The organism is Echinimonas agarilytica (assembly GCF_023703465.1).
Lineage (GTDB): Bacteria > Pseudomonadota > Gammaproteobacteria > Enterobacterales > Neiellaceae > Echinimonas > Echinimonas agarilytica.
In genome coordinates this window covers 1-18,267 of record NZ_JAMQGP010000010.1, presented here as the reverse complement: position 1 = coordinate 18,267, position 18,267 = coordinate 1, and the positions used below count along the sequence as shown (strand labels likewise).

The window sequence follows — 18,267 nt, the reverse complement described above, 5'->3', positions numbered from 1 at the left end:
ATGAGGTAGAGCAGAGGTAAAGGTTGGAGTAAATCATCTAACTCGCCCATTTTTAATAAAAATGTCATTGCAAATGATAATCATTGTTATTACGATGTGGTAAATTTGTTGTGATTTAGAGGTTTGTTGTGAATCAGTTAACCCCGTTAGCCGTTGCCATGTCGTCTGCCATTTTTTGTTCTTATTCTGTTGTTGCTCAAGAATTAGAGGCTAACTCTGATACGAAAGAGGTGTCAGAATCTGATGTTGAAGTCGTGCGAGTGATTGGCAAGCTATCAAAGTATTCGGCGGTGAAAACCGATACGCCTATTGTAGAAACTGCGCGTTCGATTTCAATTGAAACGGAACAGGATTTAGTTGACAAAGGAGCGCTTCGTTTGGATGACGCCTACACCTATAGTGCAGGTGTAACGGGCCAAACCTATGGTTTTGCAACGCGAGGCGATTGGGTAAAAGTACGTGGTTTAGATGTACCTCAATATCAAGATAGCCTGCAATCTCTGTTTGGAAATTACAATAATACCCGCCCAGATATTTACACCTTGGAGCAGGTAGAGATTCTCAAAGGGCCTGCTTCGGTTCTTTATGGTAAAGGCTCGCCGGGCGGTTTGGTCAATTCTGTGAGTAAGCGTCCAGAACAAGAATCTGCTCACGAAGTTGTTGCCGAAGTGGGCAGTCAATCTCGTAAACAATTGATGTTGGATTCAACCGGTGCGCTAGATAGTGATGGTGAATGGCTGTATCGCATGATTGCGGTTTACCGGGATACGGAAACGCAAGTTGACCATGTAGATGACAATACTTACGTGTTGGCTCCTTCGTTAACATGGCGTCCTACCGACGAAACAGAATTGTCGTTATTGGTGAACTATACCAACACTGAGAGCGATACAGCGGCCCAGTTTTTGCCTATTTCTGGCACCTTAACAGCTGCGCCGAACGGCAAATATATCGACGCAAGTACCTATACCGGTGATCCAGAATACAACCAGTATGATGCCGATGCTTTGTCTGTCACATTAACCGCTTCTCATGACATTAATGACAATTGGTTAGCTTCGGTAAATGCACGCTATACCGATGGTAGTGCTGATTACCAACAAGCTTGGACGTCTTTTAGTGTCAGTGCTGATCGCTATATCCGCAACGCAGATGGCAGCCTTTACAAGGACGGCATGGTGCCACGCACTTTCTATCGGAATGATGCTACTTCAGAGCAAGCAGCAATTGATGCACGCTTAACTGGAACTGTGGACTTGGGTGCTTGGCAGCACAATATTTTAGCGGGAACACAGTACCAAGACGTCACGACCGGAAGCGCTGGATACTATCTATGGGCTGTTGGATATGATGCCGCAACGGGAGGTCCAGACAGTACCTTTGGTGACGCGTTTTGGATCAACCTCTTTGATCCTCAATACGGCAATATCCCTAGCACGGACCTGTTGGATACGTTCTACACCAAAAGCCAAGACACAACCTCAAAAGATTTTGGCTTCTATATCACCGACCAAATCAATTATGAGCAGTGGGTGTTCACCCTAGGAATGCGCTACGACGACACGGAAACTGAGACAGGCAGTGACTCTCAGTCTGATGATGCTGTTAGCTTTAGTGCGGGGGCTTTGTATGCATTTGATATGGGGCTGTCACCTTATGTAAGTTTTGCAGAGTCATTTGATCCTGTGATCGGCAACAATGGTGATCTAACTAACCCGAAGGCTTTAGAGCCAATGGAAGGAGAGCAATGGGAAGCCGGCGTGAAGTATGAGCCCAACGGTTTTCCTGGCTTGTTTACACTGGCTTACTTTGACATTGAACAAACAAACTTAAGTGATCCTGCAACTAATCCAGGTGGCCCTCTCGAGCAGCAAAATGGCAAAGCGACTATCACAGGCTTTGAATTTGAAGGCATTGCTGAGCTGGGTGATTTTACGGTTGAGCTCAATGCCAGCCGTTTGGATACGGAAAGCGCAGAAGGCTTTCAATTGGCAAGTGTTCCTGAGCATCAAGCATCATCCTGGATTGGGTATCGTCCGTCACTTTTCATGCGAGGGTTTAAATCGGGTGTTGGCGTTCGCTATGTGGGTGAATCGTATGGTGGAGCAGATTTAATCAGAACCAATTCTTACACCGTGTATGACATGATGCTCGGTTACGAAATTGAAGATTGGAATGTTGCACTGAACGTTCGAAACTTATTTGATAAGGAATACCAAGCAACGTGCTTATACCGTGGGGATTGTTTCCCAGGTAGTGAAAGAACCATTGTAGCGCGAGTTGGGTATGAATTTTAATTCTCAAATTCTGGAATCGGCATTGCACAATGCAATGCCGTCAGTTGGCTTTATGATCAGCGCCCTAGTGCTTAATGCACTGGGCGTGTTTTTGATCTGGTCAAAGTGGCGTGGTCAGCATACAAGTGGAGCAAAGCTTACTTTGGGTTGGTTGATTGTGGCCTTCGCTTCGGTGCCATGGGTCATTGTATTTGGCGTTGAGTTTGGCATTACATTTCAGCTCATCTGCATTGCGTTAATGACTTGGTTGTTGGTGGCATCAACGGCCGACATCAAACCTCTAAAAGCGTTACCCGAAGGGGCTGAATCTGTTACTAAAAGTCGCGTTTCGCATGTGGCATTTCAAGTGTTGGTGGTTGTGGTACTTTGTGGCGCGTTTAGCATACTTGCCGTGATATCGGTTGGAAGCCAACTGCCCATATCAAGGCCTGCTCAACTTGTCTTAGGATCGCTGAGTTTTCCGCTCATCTGGAGTGGGGTAGCGCTGGTTGCGTTGTATACCTCTCGAGTGTATCTCTTGAGTGGCTTATTGCTATTGATGTGCGCAGGTATGGCATGGAGCTTACTGGGATAATCAATGAACATTCAAATATCTACTCAGTTTGTAAAACGTATTTTGTCGGCCCATTCGGGCATTGGCCTTGCTGTTAGCGTGTTGATGTATGTCGTTTGCATCACGGGCACATTCGCTGTGTTTTATCACGACTTTGAGCGTTGGGAGCAGCCCCAAGTTGAAGAGTTCACAAGCTTATCGCCAGCGGCAATGCTACGCGCGCAACAAGAATTTAATGCGCGGGTTGATTCAGACAAGAGTCTTTACATTGTGTTGCCAACTCACGAGCAGCCGCGCTCTCATATCTCCACTGGCGATGATGAGTTCTGGGTGAATCAAGACGGTTCACTAGGTGAAGCCGTGAATGCTCAATGGACGCATTTATTAACCCAACTGCATGTACATTTGCTGATCCCCGGTCAGGCAGGGCTCATTGTGGTTGGGTTGCTTGGGGTCATGCTTACGGCATTAGTGATTTCTGGTGTATTGGCGCACCCTCGAATTTTTAAGGATGCGTTTCGATTTCGCTGGGGTGGTTCAGGTCAACAACAGCAAATTGATTTACATAATCGCTTGTCGATTTGGGCGCTGCCATTTCATCTAATGTTTGCCGTGACAGGAGCATTCTTTGGCTTGGTGGGGCTGTTGATTCTGCTTGCGACTTCCGCTTTTTATGATGGCGATCAGAGCGCTCTAATCGACGATGTTTACGGCACTGATCCTGTGATCGAACATTCCGCGAAAGAGGTGAACTTCGAGCAAGCTTTTACCCACTTAAACGAATTTGCGCCAACAGTGACACCTATTTATGCGGTGATCCAAGAACCCGGAACCGAACAGCAATACTTGGAGATTGCCGCAGCGGTGGACGGGCGTTTCATCTATTCCGAAATTTATCGCTTTGAAAGTGACGGTTCGATGATCAATCATCAAGGATTTTCCGATGGCCCTACAGCCAGACAAGTGGCGTATTCGGTGTATCGAATTCATTTTGGCCACTTTAGTGGCTACGCCGTGAAGATTTTGTACTTTGTGCTGGGGTTGGCCTTAACGGTTGTGTGTGTGTCTGGTATTCACATTTGGCTAAACAAGAAGCCACGCCGGCATTGGATGAATTTAGTCTGGCCCGGTTTTCTTTGGGGCGTACCATTGGCGCTTGTGGTCAGTGCAGGCGTGTCGCTCGTGTGGTCGGGAGCAACAGTCACTTCGTTCTTAGTGGTGCAATTCATTGCCGTTGTAGCGAGTAGCATGATTAAAAATAGAATGCGAGCTAATGTGTTGTTGGTGGACTGTTTAAGTGCAAGCATGGTTCTAGTGATGGCGATGTACATGGGGCTCTACCCGCACTTTTTGCTGACATCCGCTGCGCTGACGGGCAACTTCCTTCTGATGTTATGCTTTGTTTTCTGCCTCTGGCTCAGAAGCTTGTACACTAAGCGTTTGATGATTGAAGTGCCGCATTTCACTTAGTTTAGTATTCGGTGAATTGTAAACACAAAAAAGCCAAGCATTCCGAGCTTGGCTTTTTTACTTCAATATAGGCTTCCAGAGTTAGCGACGCCAAGCTGGTATTTTTTCTTCGTAGGTACTAATTGCATCTTCAAATTGAAGTGTCCAACCAATGCTGTCGAGCCCTTTGAGCAAGCAATCGCGATGGAATGGGTCAATCTCAAATGGGTGGGAATCACCATTTGGTGCTATCACCACTTTAGCCTCAAGATCAACCGTGACCTCTGCGCCTTCATTCGCAAATAGCTGAGTCATTAAGCTGTCGATAATGGATTCATCTAAGTGAATCGGCAGCATAGTGTTGTTGATTGCATTGCCGTAAAAAATATCAGCAAATGACGAGGCTAATACCACGGTGTAGCCCATTTCTTTCAGTGCCCAAGGGGCGTGTTCACGGCTTGAACCACAGCCGAAGTTTTCACGTGTGACTAACACAGATGCATTCTGGTATACAGGTTTGTTCAGAATAAAGTCAGGGTTCACCTGAGTGCCAGCTTCATCAAGATAGCGCCAATCATGAAAACAATGCACACCAAAACCAACACGTTCAACTTTGGTTAAAAATTGCTTTGGAATAATTTGGTCAGTGTCAACGTTTGCGCGATCCAAGGGCGCAGCAACACCTGTATGTTTTTGAATTCCCGCCATTAGTTCATCTCCCTTACATCTACAAAGCGGCCGGTAATTGCAGCGGCGGCAGCCATTGCTGGACTCACTAAGTGCGTGCGCCCGCCACGGCCTTGGCGGCCTTCAAAGTTACGGTTTGATGTGCTGGCACAACGTTGGCCATCGCCTAAACGGTCGTCATTCATCGCTAAGCACATGGAACAACCGGGTAGGCGCCACTCAAAACCAGCTTCGGTGAGTACTTTATCGAGGCCTTCATCTTCTGCTTGCTTTTTAACGTTACCAGAGCCCGGCACAACAATCGCTTCAACGCCTGAGGCTACCTTTTTGCCTTGGGCGATTTCTGCTGCGGCACGAATATCTTCGATACGGCTATTGGTACATGAACCGATGAACACCACATCAACATCTAAGTCAGTCAGGCGTTGGCCTTGCTCAATGCCCATGTACTTCAAGGCCTTTGCGCATGAATCGGCTTCAACGGCATCATTAAAGTCTTTTGGCGTTGGAATAGCGTCATTAACTCCAATGACTTGGCCAGGGTTTGTGCCCCACGTAACCATTGGAGTAATGTCGGCCGCATCAAGTTCTACGGTCACGTCAAACTCAGCGCCCTCATCGCTCTTAAGCGTATTCCAGTAAGCGCAGGCTTGCTCCCAATCGTCACCTTTGGGTGAGAACGGGCGATCTTTTAAGTAGTCCATGGTCACTTGGTCGGGAGCGACCAAGCCTGCTTTGGCACCAATTTCGATGCTCATGTTGCAAAGCGTCATACGGCCTTCCATGCTGAGGCCTTCAATGGCTTCACCACAATATTCAACCACATGTCCCGTACCGCCAGCAGAGCCCGTTACGCCTGCAATAGCGAGGATCACGTCTTTGGCTGTGATGCCTTCGTGTAATTTGCCCTTAACCTGAATTTTCATGGTTTTATAACGCGGTTGTTTCAGCGTTTGAGTTGCCATGACGTGTTCAACTTCAGATGTACCAATACCAAAAGCAATGGCACCAAATGCACCATGAGTTGCAGTGTGTGAGTCACCACATACGATGGTTGTGCCCGGCAATGTAAGACCTTGTTCAGGCCCCATGACATGCACAATACCTTGGTTGATGTGGCCAATACCGAACAACTCAACGCCAAATTCATCACAATTAGCGCGCAACGTGCGCATCTGAGTTTCAGATTGTGGGCCACATGCATCAATGGCGAGGCTGCGCGTAGATACATTGTGGTCCATCGTTGCAATGGTTTTAGAAGGCTGGCGCAAAGGACGATTAGTCAAACGCAAGCCTTCAAAAGCTTGTGGTGAAGTCACTTCATGAACCAATTGGCGATCGATATAGATGACCGGTGTTTCGTTTTCGACTTCGCGAACGATATGGTCTTGATAAATTTTCTCGTAAAGGGTCTTCGCCATGACGAGATCTCCTTAAGTCTATTGAGCGATCAACTGAGCGATGTAATCACCCATTTGCGCTGTTGTTTTGGCTTGATCACGCTTTTCTTCAGGGAGTAACTCACCTGTAAGGTAACCGTCTGACAATGCTTGGCTTACGGCTGCTTCAATGGCATCCGCCGCGGCATCTTGATTGAGGCTGAAACGCAACATGAGAGCGGCAGATAAAATTTGCGCCACTGGGTTCGCTATGCCTTGGCCCGCTATATCGGGAGCTGAACCTCCTGCGGGTTCGTACATTCCGAAACCGTCTGCGTTCAAGCTCGCTGAGGGTAATAATCCCATTGAACCGGTGATCATGGCACATTCGTCCGACAAGATATCGCCCATTAGATTGGAGCATAATAAGACATCAAACTGGCTTGGATCTTTCACCAGTTGCATAGTGGCATTGTCGATGTAGATGTGTTCTAAGGTGACATCGGGGTAGTCTTTTGCCACATCAATCACGACTTCGCGCCACAAGATGCTGGTGGCTAAAACATTAGCTTTGTCGACCGAGGTCACTTTCTTGCCACGTTTTTGCGCGGCTTGAAATGCGATGTGAGCAATGCGTTTAATTTCGCGGCGCGAGTAGCGCATGGTGTCGTAGCCGGTTTCTTCATCGCCTTCGCCTTCGCGTCCTTTAGGCTTGCCAAAATAAATGCCTCCGGTCAGTTCACGAACAACCAGTATGTCAAAACCTAGGGCTGAAATATCAGCACGTAACGGCGAAAGAGGCTCTAAACCTGAGTGGATTTTGCCGGGGCGAAAATTACAGAACAAATCAAAGTGACCACGCAGTGGCAGCAATGAACCGCGTTCTGGTTGCATGTCGGGTGCAAGGCCTTCCCACTTAGGGCCGCCCACTGAACCAAACAAGATAGCATCCGATTTTTTGCATGCGTCCATGGTTGACTCTGGAAGGGGCACTCCGTGGTTGTCGAGTGCGATTCCACCTACATCGTGGGCATCATAGTTTAATGTGAAGTCAAACTTTTGCTGCGTGACGTCCAACACTTTGAGTGCCTCTGCCATGACTTCTGGTCCGATTCCATCTCCTGATAAGACGGCAATATTGTACTGGCTCATACGGTTGAGTTCTCTTCCTGCAATTTTTGTTTTTGTTCTGCGACGGCAGTTGCACGATGTGCGTGATTCATGACATGAATCAGTGCCAGCGCGGACGATTCGACGATATCCGTGGCTAAGCCCATGCCGTGAAAACGGCGGCCTTCATATAAGGCAACGATATCTACTTGCCCAAGCGCATCTTTGCCTTTGCCTTTGCTACTGATGTGGTAATCCACCACTTCAATATTGAGGTTGGTGATGCGGTTAATCGCTTGGTATACCGCATCGACTGGGCCATTGCCTGTTGCGGCTTCGATGTTGGTGACGTCGCCACATGCGAGCTTAACGCTTGCCGTCGACATCACAGACGAGCCTGATTGAACGCTGAGGTATTTCAGGCTGTAGTATTCGTTGTCTTCATGAGTACGATTGAAAAACAGTAACGCTTCCAAATCATAATCAAATACTTGGCCTTTCTTGTCGGCTAGTTCAAGGAAACTGGCGTACAAGTCATCCAATTCATAGTCGGCTTCGGTATAACCCATGCTTTCCATGCGGTGCTTAATGACGTGGCGACCCGAACGAGACGTTAAGTTCAGTACGTTTTGGGTTAAGCCAATACTCTCAGGAGTAATAATTTCGTAGGTGTTTTTCGATTTCAACACGCCATCTTGGTGAATGCCCGATGAGTGTGAAAATGCATTTGAGCCCACAATGGCTTTGTTCGGTTGAACCGGCATATTACACAAGGTGCTGACCAATTGACTGGTGCGGGCAATTTCCTTGTGATTAATGTTTGTTTCAACGCCTAATAAATCGGCGCGGGTATGCATGATCATCGCCACTTCTTCGAGTGAACAGTTGCCCGCACGTTCGCCAATACCGTTGATAGTACATTCAATCTGTCGGGCTCCCATTTGGACTGCCGAGATTGAGTTTGCAACAGACAAGCCTAAGTCGTCATGACAATGCACTGAAATAATGGCTTTATCGATATTGGGTACGCGATTAAACAGCGTTTCAATAATGCCACCAAATTGGCTAGGTAAGGTATAACCCACTGTATCAGGGATATTGATGGTGGTTGCACCTGCGCTAATGGCAGCCTCAACCATACGACATAAGTTGTCGATGGGGGTGCGCCCTGCATCTTCACACGAAAACTCAACGTTATCGGTGTAGTTGCGAGCTCGCTTTACAGCATTGACGCCCATTTCTAATACTTGATCAAAGCTGCGGCGAAGCTTGCTTTGGACATGAATATCAGAGGTTGAAATAAAGGTGTGAATGCGGAAGTTATCAGAAACACGCAAGGCTTCGCCTGCTGCATCGATATCTTTTTCCATTGCCCGAGCAAGCCCGCAAACCGTTGAGTTCTTGATGTTTTTTGCAATGGTTTGCACAGACTCAAAATCGCCGGGTGAAGAAACGGGAAAACCGACTTCCATCACGTCCACGCCAAGTCGCTCCAGCGCCAGCGCAATCTGCAATTTTTCTTTTACAGTTAAACTTGCTGCTAAAGCTTGCTCGCCGTCGCGTAAAGTGGTGTCGAATATGATGACTTGGTTATTCATGCCGTAATCTCCGGATGTCTCGGCAGTGCGCCCTAATAACAAAAAAACCCGCGCTGTTAGCGCGGGTTTTTGGCGTATTCATTGAGGTTTACTCTGACACGACCTACCCGCGCTGCTCAGTTAAGAGAGCGAGAAGAAGTAGTAGGTTCAGTCGTACATTAAACATTTCAGTGTAAATCCTTTGTAATATGTCGCTATCATCGCCAACACAGAGAAAAGTGTCAAGCGGCATTTCCATCTAAAAGGTAATGATTTTGGTGATGGAATTGACATGAGAGTAGGTGTTCTAATATGCGCGTAACGTGCGACTTTGTTTTTTTAAACTAGGCGCACAACAAAAATTGTTCAATTTGAGCTTCCGTCATCAACACATTTTTTGTTTGATATACTTAATATTCTTTCTCCTTGGAGCAGCTTAATGGACATTGTTCTGTATTTAGCACTGGGCTGTGTAGGCGGTTTTTTGGCCGGCTTATTTGGGATTGGAGGAGGTCTGATTATTGTGCCGACTCTGGTGTGGGTTTTCCGTCACCAAGGTTATGACATGAGCGTTGCCATGCATATGGCATTGGCAACATCGTTGGCAACGATTGTGGTCACTGGTATCAGCTCAGCTCGAGCTCATCATCAACAACATCACGTTCACTGGCCTACCGCAAAGGCGCTCACTCCTTTTCTTGTTCTTGGCTCAGTGTCCGGTGTGGTGGTGGCGCATTTTTTGACTGGCCAACTACTAGGACGGCTATTTGTAGGGTTTTTGATTCTCATGTCGGTGTATATGTGGTTTAGCCCAGAGCCGAAACAGCATCGATTTAGAGTGGCGAATTGGCGTTGGAAATTTGCCTCCACTTTGATGGGCGTTTTGTCTGCTTTATTAGGTATTGGCGGGGCTTTATTTATGGTGCCGTTTCTTAAATCAAAGGGTATGGCGATTCGTTATGCGATTGGTACCGCTGCCTTTTGTGGCGTGCCCCTAGCGGTGACTGGAACTATTGGCTATATGTTGGGCGGTGGAGCAGAGCAGCCATTGCCTGTGTATACCATCGGTTATGTCAACTTACTGGCTTTCGCTTGTATTGTTCTTACCAGTAGCCACTTTTCTAAAGTGGGAGCCAAGCTAGTAACTAAGGTGCCGCCGCAACGAATGCGCCGAGGTTTTGCAGTGTTTATTTGGGTTTTGGCCGCGAATCTTATTTATAAAATGGCCTCCAATTGAATGGAAGCCATGCGTACCGACTAGTACAGAAGGCTGTATAGTTTTCGGCGGTATGAAGTGGCTAATGCGTCACCATCGGGCTGAGTGGCTAAAATATCCATAAAGCTTTTTTTCACCGCTCCATCGAGAGCGTTAAGATCTTTTTTCAGCACATCAAATAGTAATTTCATTGCTTCTTCTGCACGGCCTACGTCAGACAATTGAACTGCAAGTTGTTGTTTTAAATCTAAGTTGTCAGGGTGTTGAAGAACTTGCTGTTGTAAGGTTCTAATTTCTGGTGAGTCGGCGGCTTGTTGTTTTAGTTCAAGCGCGGAAACGAGTTGTTGATAGTAAGAATCTTGATCTTCAAGGCGAATGGATTTGAGTAAATCTTCAGCTAGGTCCAAGCGACCAGCTTGAATACATGCATCGGTTAATGTCAGTCGGATAATCGCCAGTTCAGGCGCAAGTTCGTGAGCTCTACTAAGGAGTGGCAAAGCGCCATTGAAATCGCCTTCAGTTAGTAAGTCTTGGGCATGTTTGAGCAGCAACTCATGTTCTTTCGGAACAAATTTTTGGACCAGCTCACGCAAAGCATCTTCGGTTTGTGGCCCGACAAGACCATCCACACCTTGTCCATCTTTAAATACGGCCACAGTTGGCAGTGACTGAACACCAAATTGCATGGCAATTTGCTGCTCTGTTGCGCAGTCAATCCGAGCCAAAATAATATATTCACCGAATTCAGAAGCGAGTTTTTGAAGCGATGTAGCCGTTTGAATGCAAGGCTCATGTCCCTCCGCCCAAAATTCAACAATAACGGGCTTTTCACGTGAGCCTTCCAAAATGACTTGTTGGAAGTTTTGGACGTTGATATCAATGATGTTCGTGGCTTGCATGGAGGTTACTCTGTCGTTCGTTATGCCTCATAAATGAGGGCGTAAAGCATGAATTACAAGGTGTATGGCGGATATTTACCGAGTTATCGCTGAACTTACTATGGGCATGGATTCGGGTTTTGTTGGAAGATTGCCTCAATACCTTGATTCAACTCTTCTGATAAATCCATTGCGCAGGCTTCTATATTATTTGAGAGCTGTTCTAGGTTGGTAGCCCCCAATATCACACTTCCTATAAAGGGTTGTTGGGCTGCAAACGCAATGGCCATTTGGGCTGGATCAATTTGATGTTCGAGCGCGAGTTCGAAGTATCGCTGAGTGGCATCCACACCTCTGGCATTCGTGTATCTTACGAACCGAGTATACCGAGTCATGCGTGCACCCTCTGGTTTCTGGTCGTTTAGATATTTACCAGACAACGCACCAAAAGCTAAGGGAGAGTATGCTAGTAGCGGAACTTGCTCACGTATAGCTATCTCTGCCATACCTACCTCAAAGCTTCGATTCAACAAGTTGTAAGGATTTTGAATGGATGCAATGCGGGGCAAGTCGTGCAGAGCCGACAACTTTAAATATTCAGCCGCGCCCCAAGGTGTTTCATTGGAAATGCCAATATGTCTAATTTTTCCCGCCCGCTGGCATTTTAATAAGGCTTCTAGCGTTTCCATAATTGGGGTGAGGTTGCTTTCTTCCGTGTGCTGGTAATTCAGTTGACCAAAATAATTGGTGCTTCGTTCAGGCCAATGCACTTGATAGAGATCTAAATAGTCGGTGCCGAGCCGGTTCAGGCTGCTATCAAGCGCGAGTTCAATGTTACTAGCATTGAGTGCCATGTGGGGCCTAATTTGCACACTTGGGCCACCAGTAGCTGCTACCTTGCTTGCAATAATAAGCTCGTCTCTGTCAGAGCGGCCTTTGAGCCATTTGCCAATGAAGCGCTCAGTGTCGCCTTGCGTTTCGGGAGTCGGCGGAATGGGGTACATTTCTGCGGTATCAATAAAATTCACACCATTCGCAACGGCATAGTTGAGTTGCTGAGCGGCTTCTTCTACCGTATTTTGCTGACCGAACGTCATGGTGCCTATGCAAGCCATAGAGACTCGGAGATCTGTTTGTCCAAGCTGGGTGTATTTCACATCAAATCCTTCCGTAACTTTCGTCACAACTCTTTTAGTCAGTGCAATAGCTTAACTATATTGCGTTGGGCGCTGTTAAATTATTATTTCTAGTGATAAGTCTACGATGTTTTTTAAATGGTTTATCGTAGAAAATAGCAGTTGTTGCTATATTTCATGTAACACCCTTGATTTTTATGTAATAGTAATCTGGTATACCAGTTGGGGGATGGCTCTCCGTACTACATGAGTGTGGTAACTGGCTGTAAAATAGTGGAAATCGAAAGGATAACGATTTGACTCGCTTAATAGATAAAGAAGTCTTGTTGGATTTGCAGTCGCAAATTGGGCAAAACATGCTTCCCCTCATCGTCCAAACCTTCATTTCGGAAGGTGACAAATACCTCTCAATGCTTCGAGGTGATATTTCACGTTCTGAACTTCAGAAACTGAGTCATGCGCTCAAAAGCAGTGCAGCTTCATTGGGGGCTATTCAATTGTCTCAAGAAGCGCAGAGAATCGATGACTTGCTCGATACTGAAATGAACGCAAGTCCCGACTCACAACGTTTAATCTCGCTTTTGGACGCTAGTTTAATTGCGCTTCGGACATACCTTGTGTGATGTCGTCATTAATTATCTGATGAATGGATTTTTATGCATATTTTAACTGCGCAATCAGATCTTGACCAACCTCAACTTGCAGTAAAAGCTCTGTTGAGCCGGCTTGGCGATATGAGCCCATGTTTTATGGTGGTGGCGGGTAGCCCTGCCCATCATTTTTCTGACGCATTTTTAGAACTCAAAAAACTCTATCCAGATACCCATATGATTGGGTGCAGCAGTTACAGTGGATTGTTTAGCGAGCAAGGTTACTGCAGTTCGGGTTTAGGCCGAAGCCTTGGTATTTGGGCTTTATCAGATACCGGAGGAAGTTATGGTGCAGCCATGCGTCCGTACGGAAATAACCCGCAATTGGCTGCAAAAGAAGCGCTAGAAGAAGCTTTTCTCAATTCGGAACGTGTGGCGGAAATGCCAGCCTTAATTTGGATGCATGCATCACCAGGGCATGAAGAGCGTGTGTTAGAAGCCATCCGAGACTATGTAGGGCCGAGTGTTCCTGTCATTGGTGGTGCCGCGGCACCGAGCCCAGAGTTTGAGCAACAAGCTGTGGCCTGCAATGGTGCCGTTGAAGATGATGGTGTGACGATTGCGGTAATGTTTCCTTCTGGGCGAGTTGGCTATTCGTTTCATTCGGGGTGTTCTATGGCAGAGCCCCTAGGGCGAGTGACCAAGGTGATGGGGCGAACCTTAGTTGAGATCGACCATCAGCCGGCAATTGATGTCTACGAACAAGCTGTTGGCGTGCCGATTGTGAATGCCATCGAAACGCAAAACTGGACCATATTGCCGGTGGGGCGAGTCATTGGTGAACACTTAAATATGCCGGTGTTTACACTTTCAATTCCCATTGAAGTAAATGATCAAGGCGTCAACTTTCTCACAGAATTAAAGGTCGGTGAGCAGTTGTACCTAATGAGTGGGAATGAATCTAGTTTGAGAGGTAGGGGAGCTCGAGTAGCTGAAGGGGCAATGAAAATGTTGCCCGAAGGGCGTTTAGGGTTGAAGCCGATAGGTGCGCTAATGGTGTATTGCGCGTGTTGCATGCAAGTTGTATCCAACGATCTGCAACAAGTTGTAGATTCTACAACCCATGTGCTGGGGACTGAAACTCCGGTCCTTACTATGTTCACGTATGGTGAGCAGGGACCGTTGCTCGATTCTCAAAATGTTCATGGTAATTTAATGATCGCATCCGCTGTTTTTTATGGAGAGGCTTGTTCTGAATGACCTACCAAAAGTTTGACAACGAGCATTTGCAAGAGCGCCTACTCGACTTATTGAGAAGCAACGAGCAAGTACAGCAGCGAGAAATGGATGCCACTGCGTTACTCGATATCATTCAAGTGATTGGCGAGGCCAATAGTGGTTTGCAGGTGATTGATAGCCTGTTGCAAGGTGTGCAAGTGATTACGGGGCACCATTCCTCTTTAGTACTGGAACCTCAACCCGATCATCAAGGCTATTGGTTGGAAAAAAATTGTACACATCCGTCTTTTAAAAAATCGTTGTGGTGCGCAGCCTCAGTGTTTGAGCGTGTTTTAGCGGGTGAAGTCGTGGTGTTGTTCAAACCAAGTTTGGTGGATGAGTTTCAGGATCAGGATCCAGCTCTACTAGAGAACACTCGCTCTGCTCTGATATTGAGTGTGATTAGTGATTTTGAACCGCAAATTATTATTCTGTTTCACCGAAATTCCAATCATTTCTCTCCGCATCAAAAAGAAGCCATACGCCGTTTAAAACCTATGGTTGAGCAACGCCTGCAAAGTTTAGAATTCGATGCAAAGCTCAGAAAAATGGTTGCTAAGCGAACTAACGATTTGCGTCAAAGCCAAAAACGGATGGCTTCATTTGCACGGTCTTCGTCTGATTGGTTTTGGGAAATGGATGACCAAATGAGATTTTGTTACACCTCGACACAGGATCATCAAGATGCGATTACCATGCGTGATGATTTGTTCGGCAAAACTATACTGGAACTCAGAACAGGGCAAGAGTGTACCAAGTTAAATAAGTGGTTTTCGGTCACGCGAATTTTGCAAGATCGGGGAGCGATCAGAGACTTTGAATTCGAGTTGGATTTACCGAGTCGCACACCTATTTGGATTCGAATTAGCGGCGAACCTTTTTTTTCGGAGCGAGGTGTGTTCGAAGGTTATCGCGGCACTGCCAAAAATATTACCGAGCGTAAATCTGAAGAACGTGAGTTGAGTGCTCAAATTCAGCAATTCTCAAATAGAAATCAGTCTCTTCAACGTCCGGAGTTGCTCGTCGCAGAGCCGTCGCCCAACCAACCTGAAACAAACGAATTCAGAGTACTGTTGGTCGATGACTGTGAGTCGAGTCAAATGATCACCCAACTTATGTTGATGAATTTGGGGTATCCAACAGAAACAGTGGAAAGCGGTGCGAAAGCCTTGAAACTGTCCTCTCTCAAAGATTTTGAACTCATATTGATGGATCTAGATATGCCAGATATGAGTGGTGAAGAGGTGAGTCGACAAATGAGAATGTTGGGTGTTTCGGCTCCTATTCTCGCTTTGACGGGGTGCAGTTACGCCCAACGAGGAGAGCAGGTAGCTGATGCCGGAATGAATGGGTTTATCGAAAAGCCAGTCAGATTAAATGTACTTCAAGAGCAATTGAACAAGACATTCGCTTTATAAAATAGTGGTAAGAATCACATTTTGTGAGTGCTTACTCCTGTGTTGAGTAAAGTATTTATTGTTGATGCCGATTTTTTAATTAGATTTGATGGCGAAATTATCTTAATTTAGTTAAAAATACGTTATCGGGATCCATGTTTCGTAGAATTATCCTCATAATAGGCCTAATCGTCGGAGTTGTAGTATGCAACAAGTTGAATCCTCAAGTGCTTTGAATAACATCAGTCTTTCTGTGGAAGCAGTTAGTGGTGATGTCACTGTTATTGGAGCGGATGGTAGTGAGATTGCCATTACTCGGGGGGCGGCAATTCCAGCAGACGCTACGGTGCTTGTTGCAAAGGGGGCTAGTATTGAGCTGTCCTCACCGCAAACTGGATTGAGAATGATCGATGGACCTGTTTTGGTTCAAATTGCTCAAGCATTGCAAAATCAAACGCCAGTGGGCCCAGGTCAAGAGAACCCGCTTCAAGATTTGTTAGGTGATGAAGAACTTGGCGCTGAGCTATCTGATATAGAAGCGATCCAACAAGCTCTATTAGATGGCGGGGACCCCACTCTTGATTTACCCGCTGCAGCTGCGGGTCAAGTTGCAGGTGGCGGCTTAAGCGAAGCCAATAACATCGAAAGAACAGGAAGCGAACAAGACGTATCGAGCGGCTTAGATACCGAGATCCCAGCTGCGATACAAAGCATTCAGCAAGATCAGCCTGATGGTTCGTTGCAGCCTCAAGTATTTGATATTACATCCAACATCGTTTTGAACCCCGTGACTGGAGATGACCTGGTTACTGAAGGAGAGTTGTCTGAAGGGGTTGCTATTGAAGGGAGTACTGAAGGAGTGGCGGAAGGATCCACTGTTTCTATCACGATTACCGATAGCAGCGGGACTTCGGTGCAAGGAACCGCGGTTGTAGCCGCAGATGGCACCTTTGTATCGAATCCTATCGATGGCTCTACGCTGATTGAAGGAATTAGCTCAATAGTAGCTGAAGTGATTGATTTAAATGGCGAAACACTTGAGGTGGAACGCGATTTTTCAGTTGATCTATTGCCTCAACTATCAATTGACTCCGTTGAGATTTCATACAGCGATTCGGATTCTCTGTTAGGAGATGACAGCGCAGTTGTGAACATAGTCGGAGCCTCGACTAATTTACCGGCAAACTCGGTTGTGACTATAGTGATTTCCGACGGAGTCAATCAACTTCAAGTAAATGCGCAGACTGACGCAAATGGTCAATATAGCCTGAATGATGTTGATGTAAGCGGGCTGAATGAAGGCAACTTGTCTATCACTGCTTCTGCGAGTGACCCGCAAGGGAATGCCGCGTCGGCATCCGGCTCGGCTAATCTAGACTTTTTACCGATTGTGACTATCAACAATGTCGTTGCAGGCCAGGACACCACCCCAACGTTTGCAGGCTCATCGAGCAATACTGACGGCGATTTAACGCTGACGGTCAATGGTGTGGACTATGTTGTAACCCCCGAAGCTGATGGCTCTTGGGAATTCACCCTGCCGGATGGTGCCGCCTTAGAGGACGGCACTTATACTGCGGCGATTAACGGCTCCGATGCGCAAAATAATGACGCACCTGAAGCATCCACTGAATTTACCGTGGATCAGCTGCCGATTGTCAGCATCGATACCGTAGCCTCAGGTGATGAAATTACGCCTACTTTCTCAGGCTCATCGAGCAATACTGACGGCGATTTAACGCTGACGGTCAATGGTGTGGACTATGTTGTAACCCCCGAAGCTGATGGCTCTTGGGAATTCACCCTGCCGGATGGTGCCGCCTTAGAGGACGGCACTTATACTGCGGCGATTAACGGCTCCGATGCGCAAAATAATGAGGCACCTGAAGATTCCACTGAATTTACCGTGGATCAGCTGCCGATTGTAAGCATCGATACCGTGGCCTCAGGTGATGATATTACGCCTACCTTCTCAGGAACTTCGAGCAATACTGACGGCGATTTAACGCTGACGGTCAATGGTGTGGACTATGTTGTAACCCCCGAAGCTGATGGCTCTTGGGAATTCATCCTGCCGGATGATGCCGCCTTAGAGGACGGCACTTATACTGCGGCGATTAACGGCTCCGATGCGCAAAATAATGACGCACCTGAAGATTCCGCGAGTTTTAGGGTTCTACTGACCCCAGAAGTCAGTATAACTGTGACCAACGATCCGGAAGACACCACGCCAACCTTTAGTGGTACCTCGGATAATACCGTGGGTGATTTAACGTTGACGGTGAACGGTGTTGAGTACGCCGTCACGCCAGAGCTTGATGGCTCGTGGGAATTCACACTGCCCGATGGCGCAGCGTTAGCCGATGGCGATTACACTGCGACTATCGATGGAGTCGATGCGCAAGGCGATGCTGCTGAAACCTCTGATGCCGACTTCACCATTGGTCTAGTGCCAGAAGTCAGTATTACTGTGACCAACGATCCGGAAGACACCACGCCAACCTTTAGTGGTACCTCGGATAATACCGTGGGTGATTTAACGTTGACGGTGAACGGTGTTGAGTACGCCGTCACGCCAGAGCTTGATGGCTCGTGGGAATTCACACTGCCCGATGGCGCAGCGTTAGCCGATGGCGATTACACTGCGACTATCGATGGAGTCGATGCGCAAGGCGATGCTGCTGAAACCTCTGATGCCGACTTCACCATTGGCCTAGTGC

General features: G+C 47.0%; 14 protein-coding genes. 8 read left to right on the top strand and 6 right to left on the bottom strand.

All coding sequences use genetic code 11. From position 1 onward, the window contains the following. Positions 1 to 128 precede the first annotated feature (128 nt). From NAF29_RS16670 to NAF29_RS16660, 3 genes are read left to right on the top strand one after another with little or no spacing between them, the layout of a single operon-like run. A complete protein-coding gene (locus tag NAF29_RS16670) occupies positions 129 to 2,297 on the top strand; it encodes a TonB-dependent siderophore receptor (RefSeq protein ID WP_251262766.1) in 2,169 nt (722 codons plus the stop codon). Then, positions 2,287 to 2,871 (top strand): hypothetical protein, encoded by a 585-nt coding sequence (locus tag NAF29_RS16665; RefSeq protein ID WP_251262765.1) that lies wholly within the window; start codon positions 2,287 to 2,289, stop codon positions 2,869 to 2,871. The genes NAF29_RS16670 and NAF29_RS16665 overlap by 11 nt, the downstream gene beginning before the upstream one ends. A 3-nt stretch (positions 2,872 to 2,874) precedes the next feature. Then, positions 2,875 to 4,320: a PepSY-associated TM helix domain-containing protein gene (locus NAF29_RS16660; protein WP_251262764.1), complete on the top strand. Its 1,446-nt coding sequence runs from the start codon at positions 2,875 to 2,877 to the stop codon at positions 4,318 to 4,320. Positions 4,321 to 4,401: 81 nt separating this feature from the next. Here NAF29_RS16660 and leuD read toward each other — a convergent pair whose 3' ends face one another. From leuD to leuA, 4 genes are read right to left on the bottom strand one after another with little or no spacing between them, the layout of a single operon-like run. Continuing rightward, the gene (leuD, locus tag NAF29_RS16655; RefSeq protein ID WP_251262763.1) at positions 4,402 to 5,007 is read right to left on the bottom strand and encodes a 3-isopropylmalate dehydratase small subunit; all 606 of its coding nucleotides are present in this window, start codon (positions 5,005 to 5,007) and stop codon (positions 4,402 to 4,404) included. Next, positions 5,007 to 6,407 (bottom strand): 3-isopropylmalate dehydratase large subunit, encoded by a 1,401-nt coding sequence (gene leuC / locus NAF29_RS16650; RefSeq protein ID WP_251262762.1) that lies wholly within the window; start codon positions 6,405 to 6,407, stop codon positions 5,007 to 5,009. Before leuC ends, leuD begins: the two co-directional genes overlap by 1 nt. Positions 6,408 to 6,425: 18 nt before the next feature. Next, a complete protein-coding gene (leuB, locus tag NAF29_RS16645; RefSeq protein ID WP_251262761.1) occupies positions 6,426 to 7,517 on the bottom strand; it encodes a 3-isopropylmalate dehydrogenase in 1,092 nt (363 codons plus the stop codon). Beyond that, the gene (leuA, locus tag NAF29_RS16640) at positions 7,514 to 9,073 is read right to left on the bottom strand and encodes a 2-isopropylmalate synthase (protein WP_251262760.1); all 1,560 of its coding nucleotides are present in this window, start codon (positions 9,071 to 9,073) and stop codon (positions 7,514 to 7,516) included. The genes leuB and leuA overlap by 4 nt, the downstream gene beginning before the upstream one ends. Before the next feature lie 418 nt (positions 9,074 to 9,491). On the opposite strand from leuA, the gene NAF29_RS16635 reads away from it, so the two are divergent. Continuing rightward, on the top strand, positions 9,492 to 10,289 hold the full coding sequence (locus tag NAF29_RS16635; RefSeq protein WP_251262759.1) for a sulfite exporter TauE/SafE family protein: 798 nt from the start codon (positions 9,492 to 9,494) through the stop codon (positions 10,287 to 10,289). 20 nt (positions 10,290 to 10,309) lie between these two features. Here NAF29_RS16635 and NAF29_RS16630 read toward each other — a convergent pair whose 3' ends face one another. Together NAF29_RS16630 and NAF29_RS16625 are read right to left on the bottom strand one after the other, a co-directional pair. Beyond that, on the bottom strand, positions 10,310 to 11,167 hold the full coding sequence (locus NAF29_RS16630; RefSeq protein WP_251262758.1) for a thioredoxin family protein: 858 nt from the start codon (positions 11,165 to 11,167) through the stop codon (positions 10,310 to 10,312). A gap of 98 nt (positions 11,168 to 11,265) precedes the next feature. Next, complete coding sequence (locus tag NAF29_RS16625) at positions 11,266 to 12,303, bottom strand: NADP(H)-dependent aldo-keto reductase (RefSeq protein ID WP_251262757.1); 1,038 nt, start codon at positions 12,301 to 12,303, stop codon at positions 11,266 to 11,268. 275 nt (positions 12,304 to 12,578) lie between these two features. Here NAF29_RS16625 and NAF29_RS16620 point away from each other — a divergent pair, with 275 nt between their 5' ends. From NAF29_RS16620 to NAF29_RS16605, 4 genes are all read left to right on the top strand, one after another. After that, a complete protein-coding gene (locus NAF29_RS16620; protein WP_251262756.1) occupies positions 12,579 to 12,905 on the top strand; it encodes an Hpt domain-containing protein in 327 nt (108 codons plus the stop codon). Between the two features lie 33 nt (positions 12,906 to 12,938). Next, a complete protein-coding gene (locus NAF29_RS16615) occupies positions 12,939 to 14,132 on the top strand; it encodes an FIST signal transduction protein (protein WP_251262755.1) in 1,194 nt (397 codons plus the stop codon). Further along, positions 14,129 to 15,568, top strand: a complete 1,440-nt coding sequence (locus tag NAF29_RS16610; RefSeq protein WP_251262754.1) for a response regulator — start codon at positions 14,129 to 14,131, stop codon at positions 15,566 to 15,568. Before NAF29_RS16615 ends, NAF29_RS16610 begins: the two co-directional genes overlap by 4 nt. A 184-nt stretch (positions 15,569 to 15,752) precedes the next feature. Next, positions 15,753 to 18,267: beta strand repeat-containing protein (locus NAF29_RS16605; protein WP_251262753.1), on the top strand; the 2,515-nt coding region annotated here is incomplete at its 3' end.

Coding starts and splice junctions, on each gene's coding strand:
- NAF29_RS16665 (WP_251262765.1), top strand. CDS start 2,287: ATGAATTTTAATTCTCAAATTCTGGAATCGGCATTGCACAATGCAATG.
- NAF29_RS16660 (WP_251262764.1), top strand. CDS start 2,875: ATGAACATTCAAATATCTACTCAGTTTGTAAAACGTATTTTGTCGGCC.
- leuD (WP_251262763.1), bottom strand. CDS start 5,007: ATGGCGGGAATTCAAAAACATACAGGTGTTGCTGCGCCCTTGGATCGC.
- leuC (WP_251262762.1), bottom strand. CDS start 6,407: ATGGCGAAGACCCTTTACGAGAAAATTTATCAAGACCATATCGTTCGC.
- leuB (WP_251262761.1), bottom strand. CDS start 7,517: ATGAGCCAGTACAATATTGCCGTCTTATCAGGAGATGGAATCGGACCA.
- leuA (WP_251262760.1), bottom strand. CDS start 9,073: ATGAATAACCAAGTCATCATATTCGACACCACTTTACGCGACGGCGAG.
- NAF29_RS16635 (WP_251262759.1), top strand. CDS start 9,492: ATGGACATTGTTCTGTATTTAGCACTGGGCTGTGTAGGCGGTTTTTTG.
- NAF29_RS16630 (WP_251262758.1), bottom strand. CDS start 11,167: ATGCAAGCCACGAACATCATTGATATCAACGTCCAAAACTTCCAACAA.
- NAF29_RS16615 (WP_251262755.1), top strand. CDS start 12,939: ATGCATATTTTAACTGCGCAATCAGATCTTGACCAACCTCAACTTGCA.
- NAF29_RS16610 (WP_251262754.1), top strand. CDS start 14,129: ATGACCTACCAAAAGTTTGACAACGAGCATTTGCAAGAGCGCCTACTC.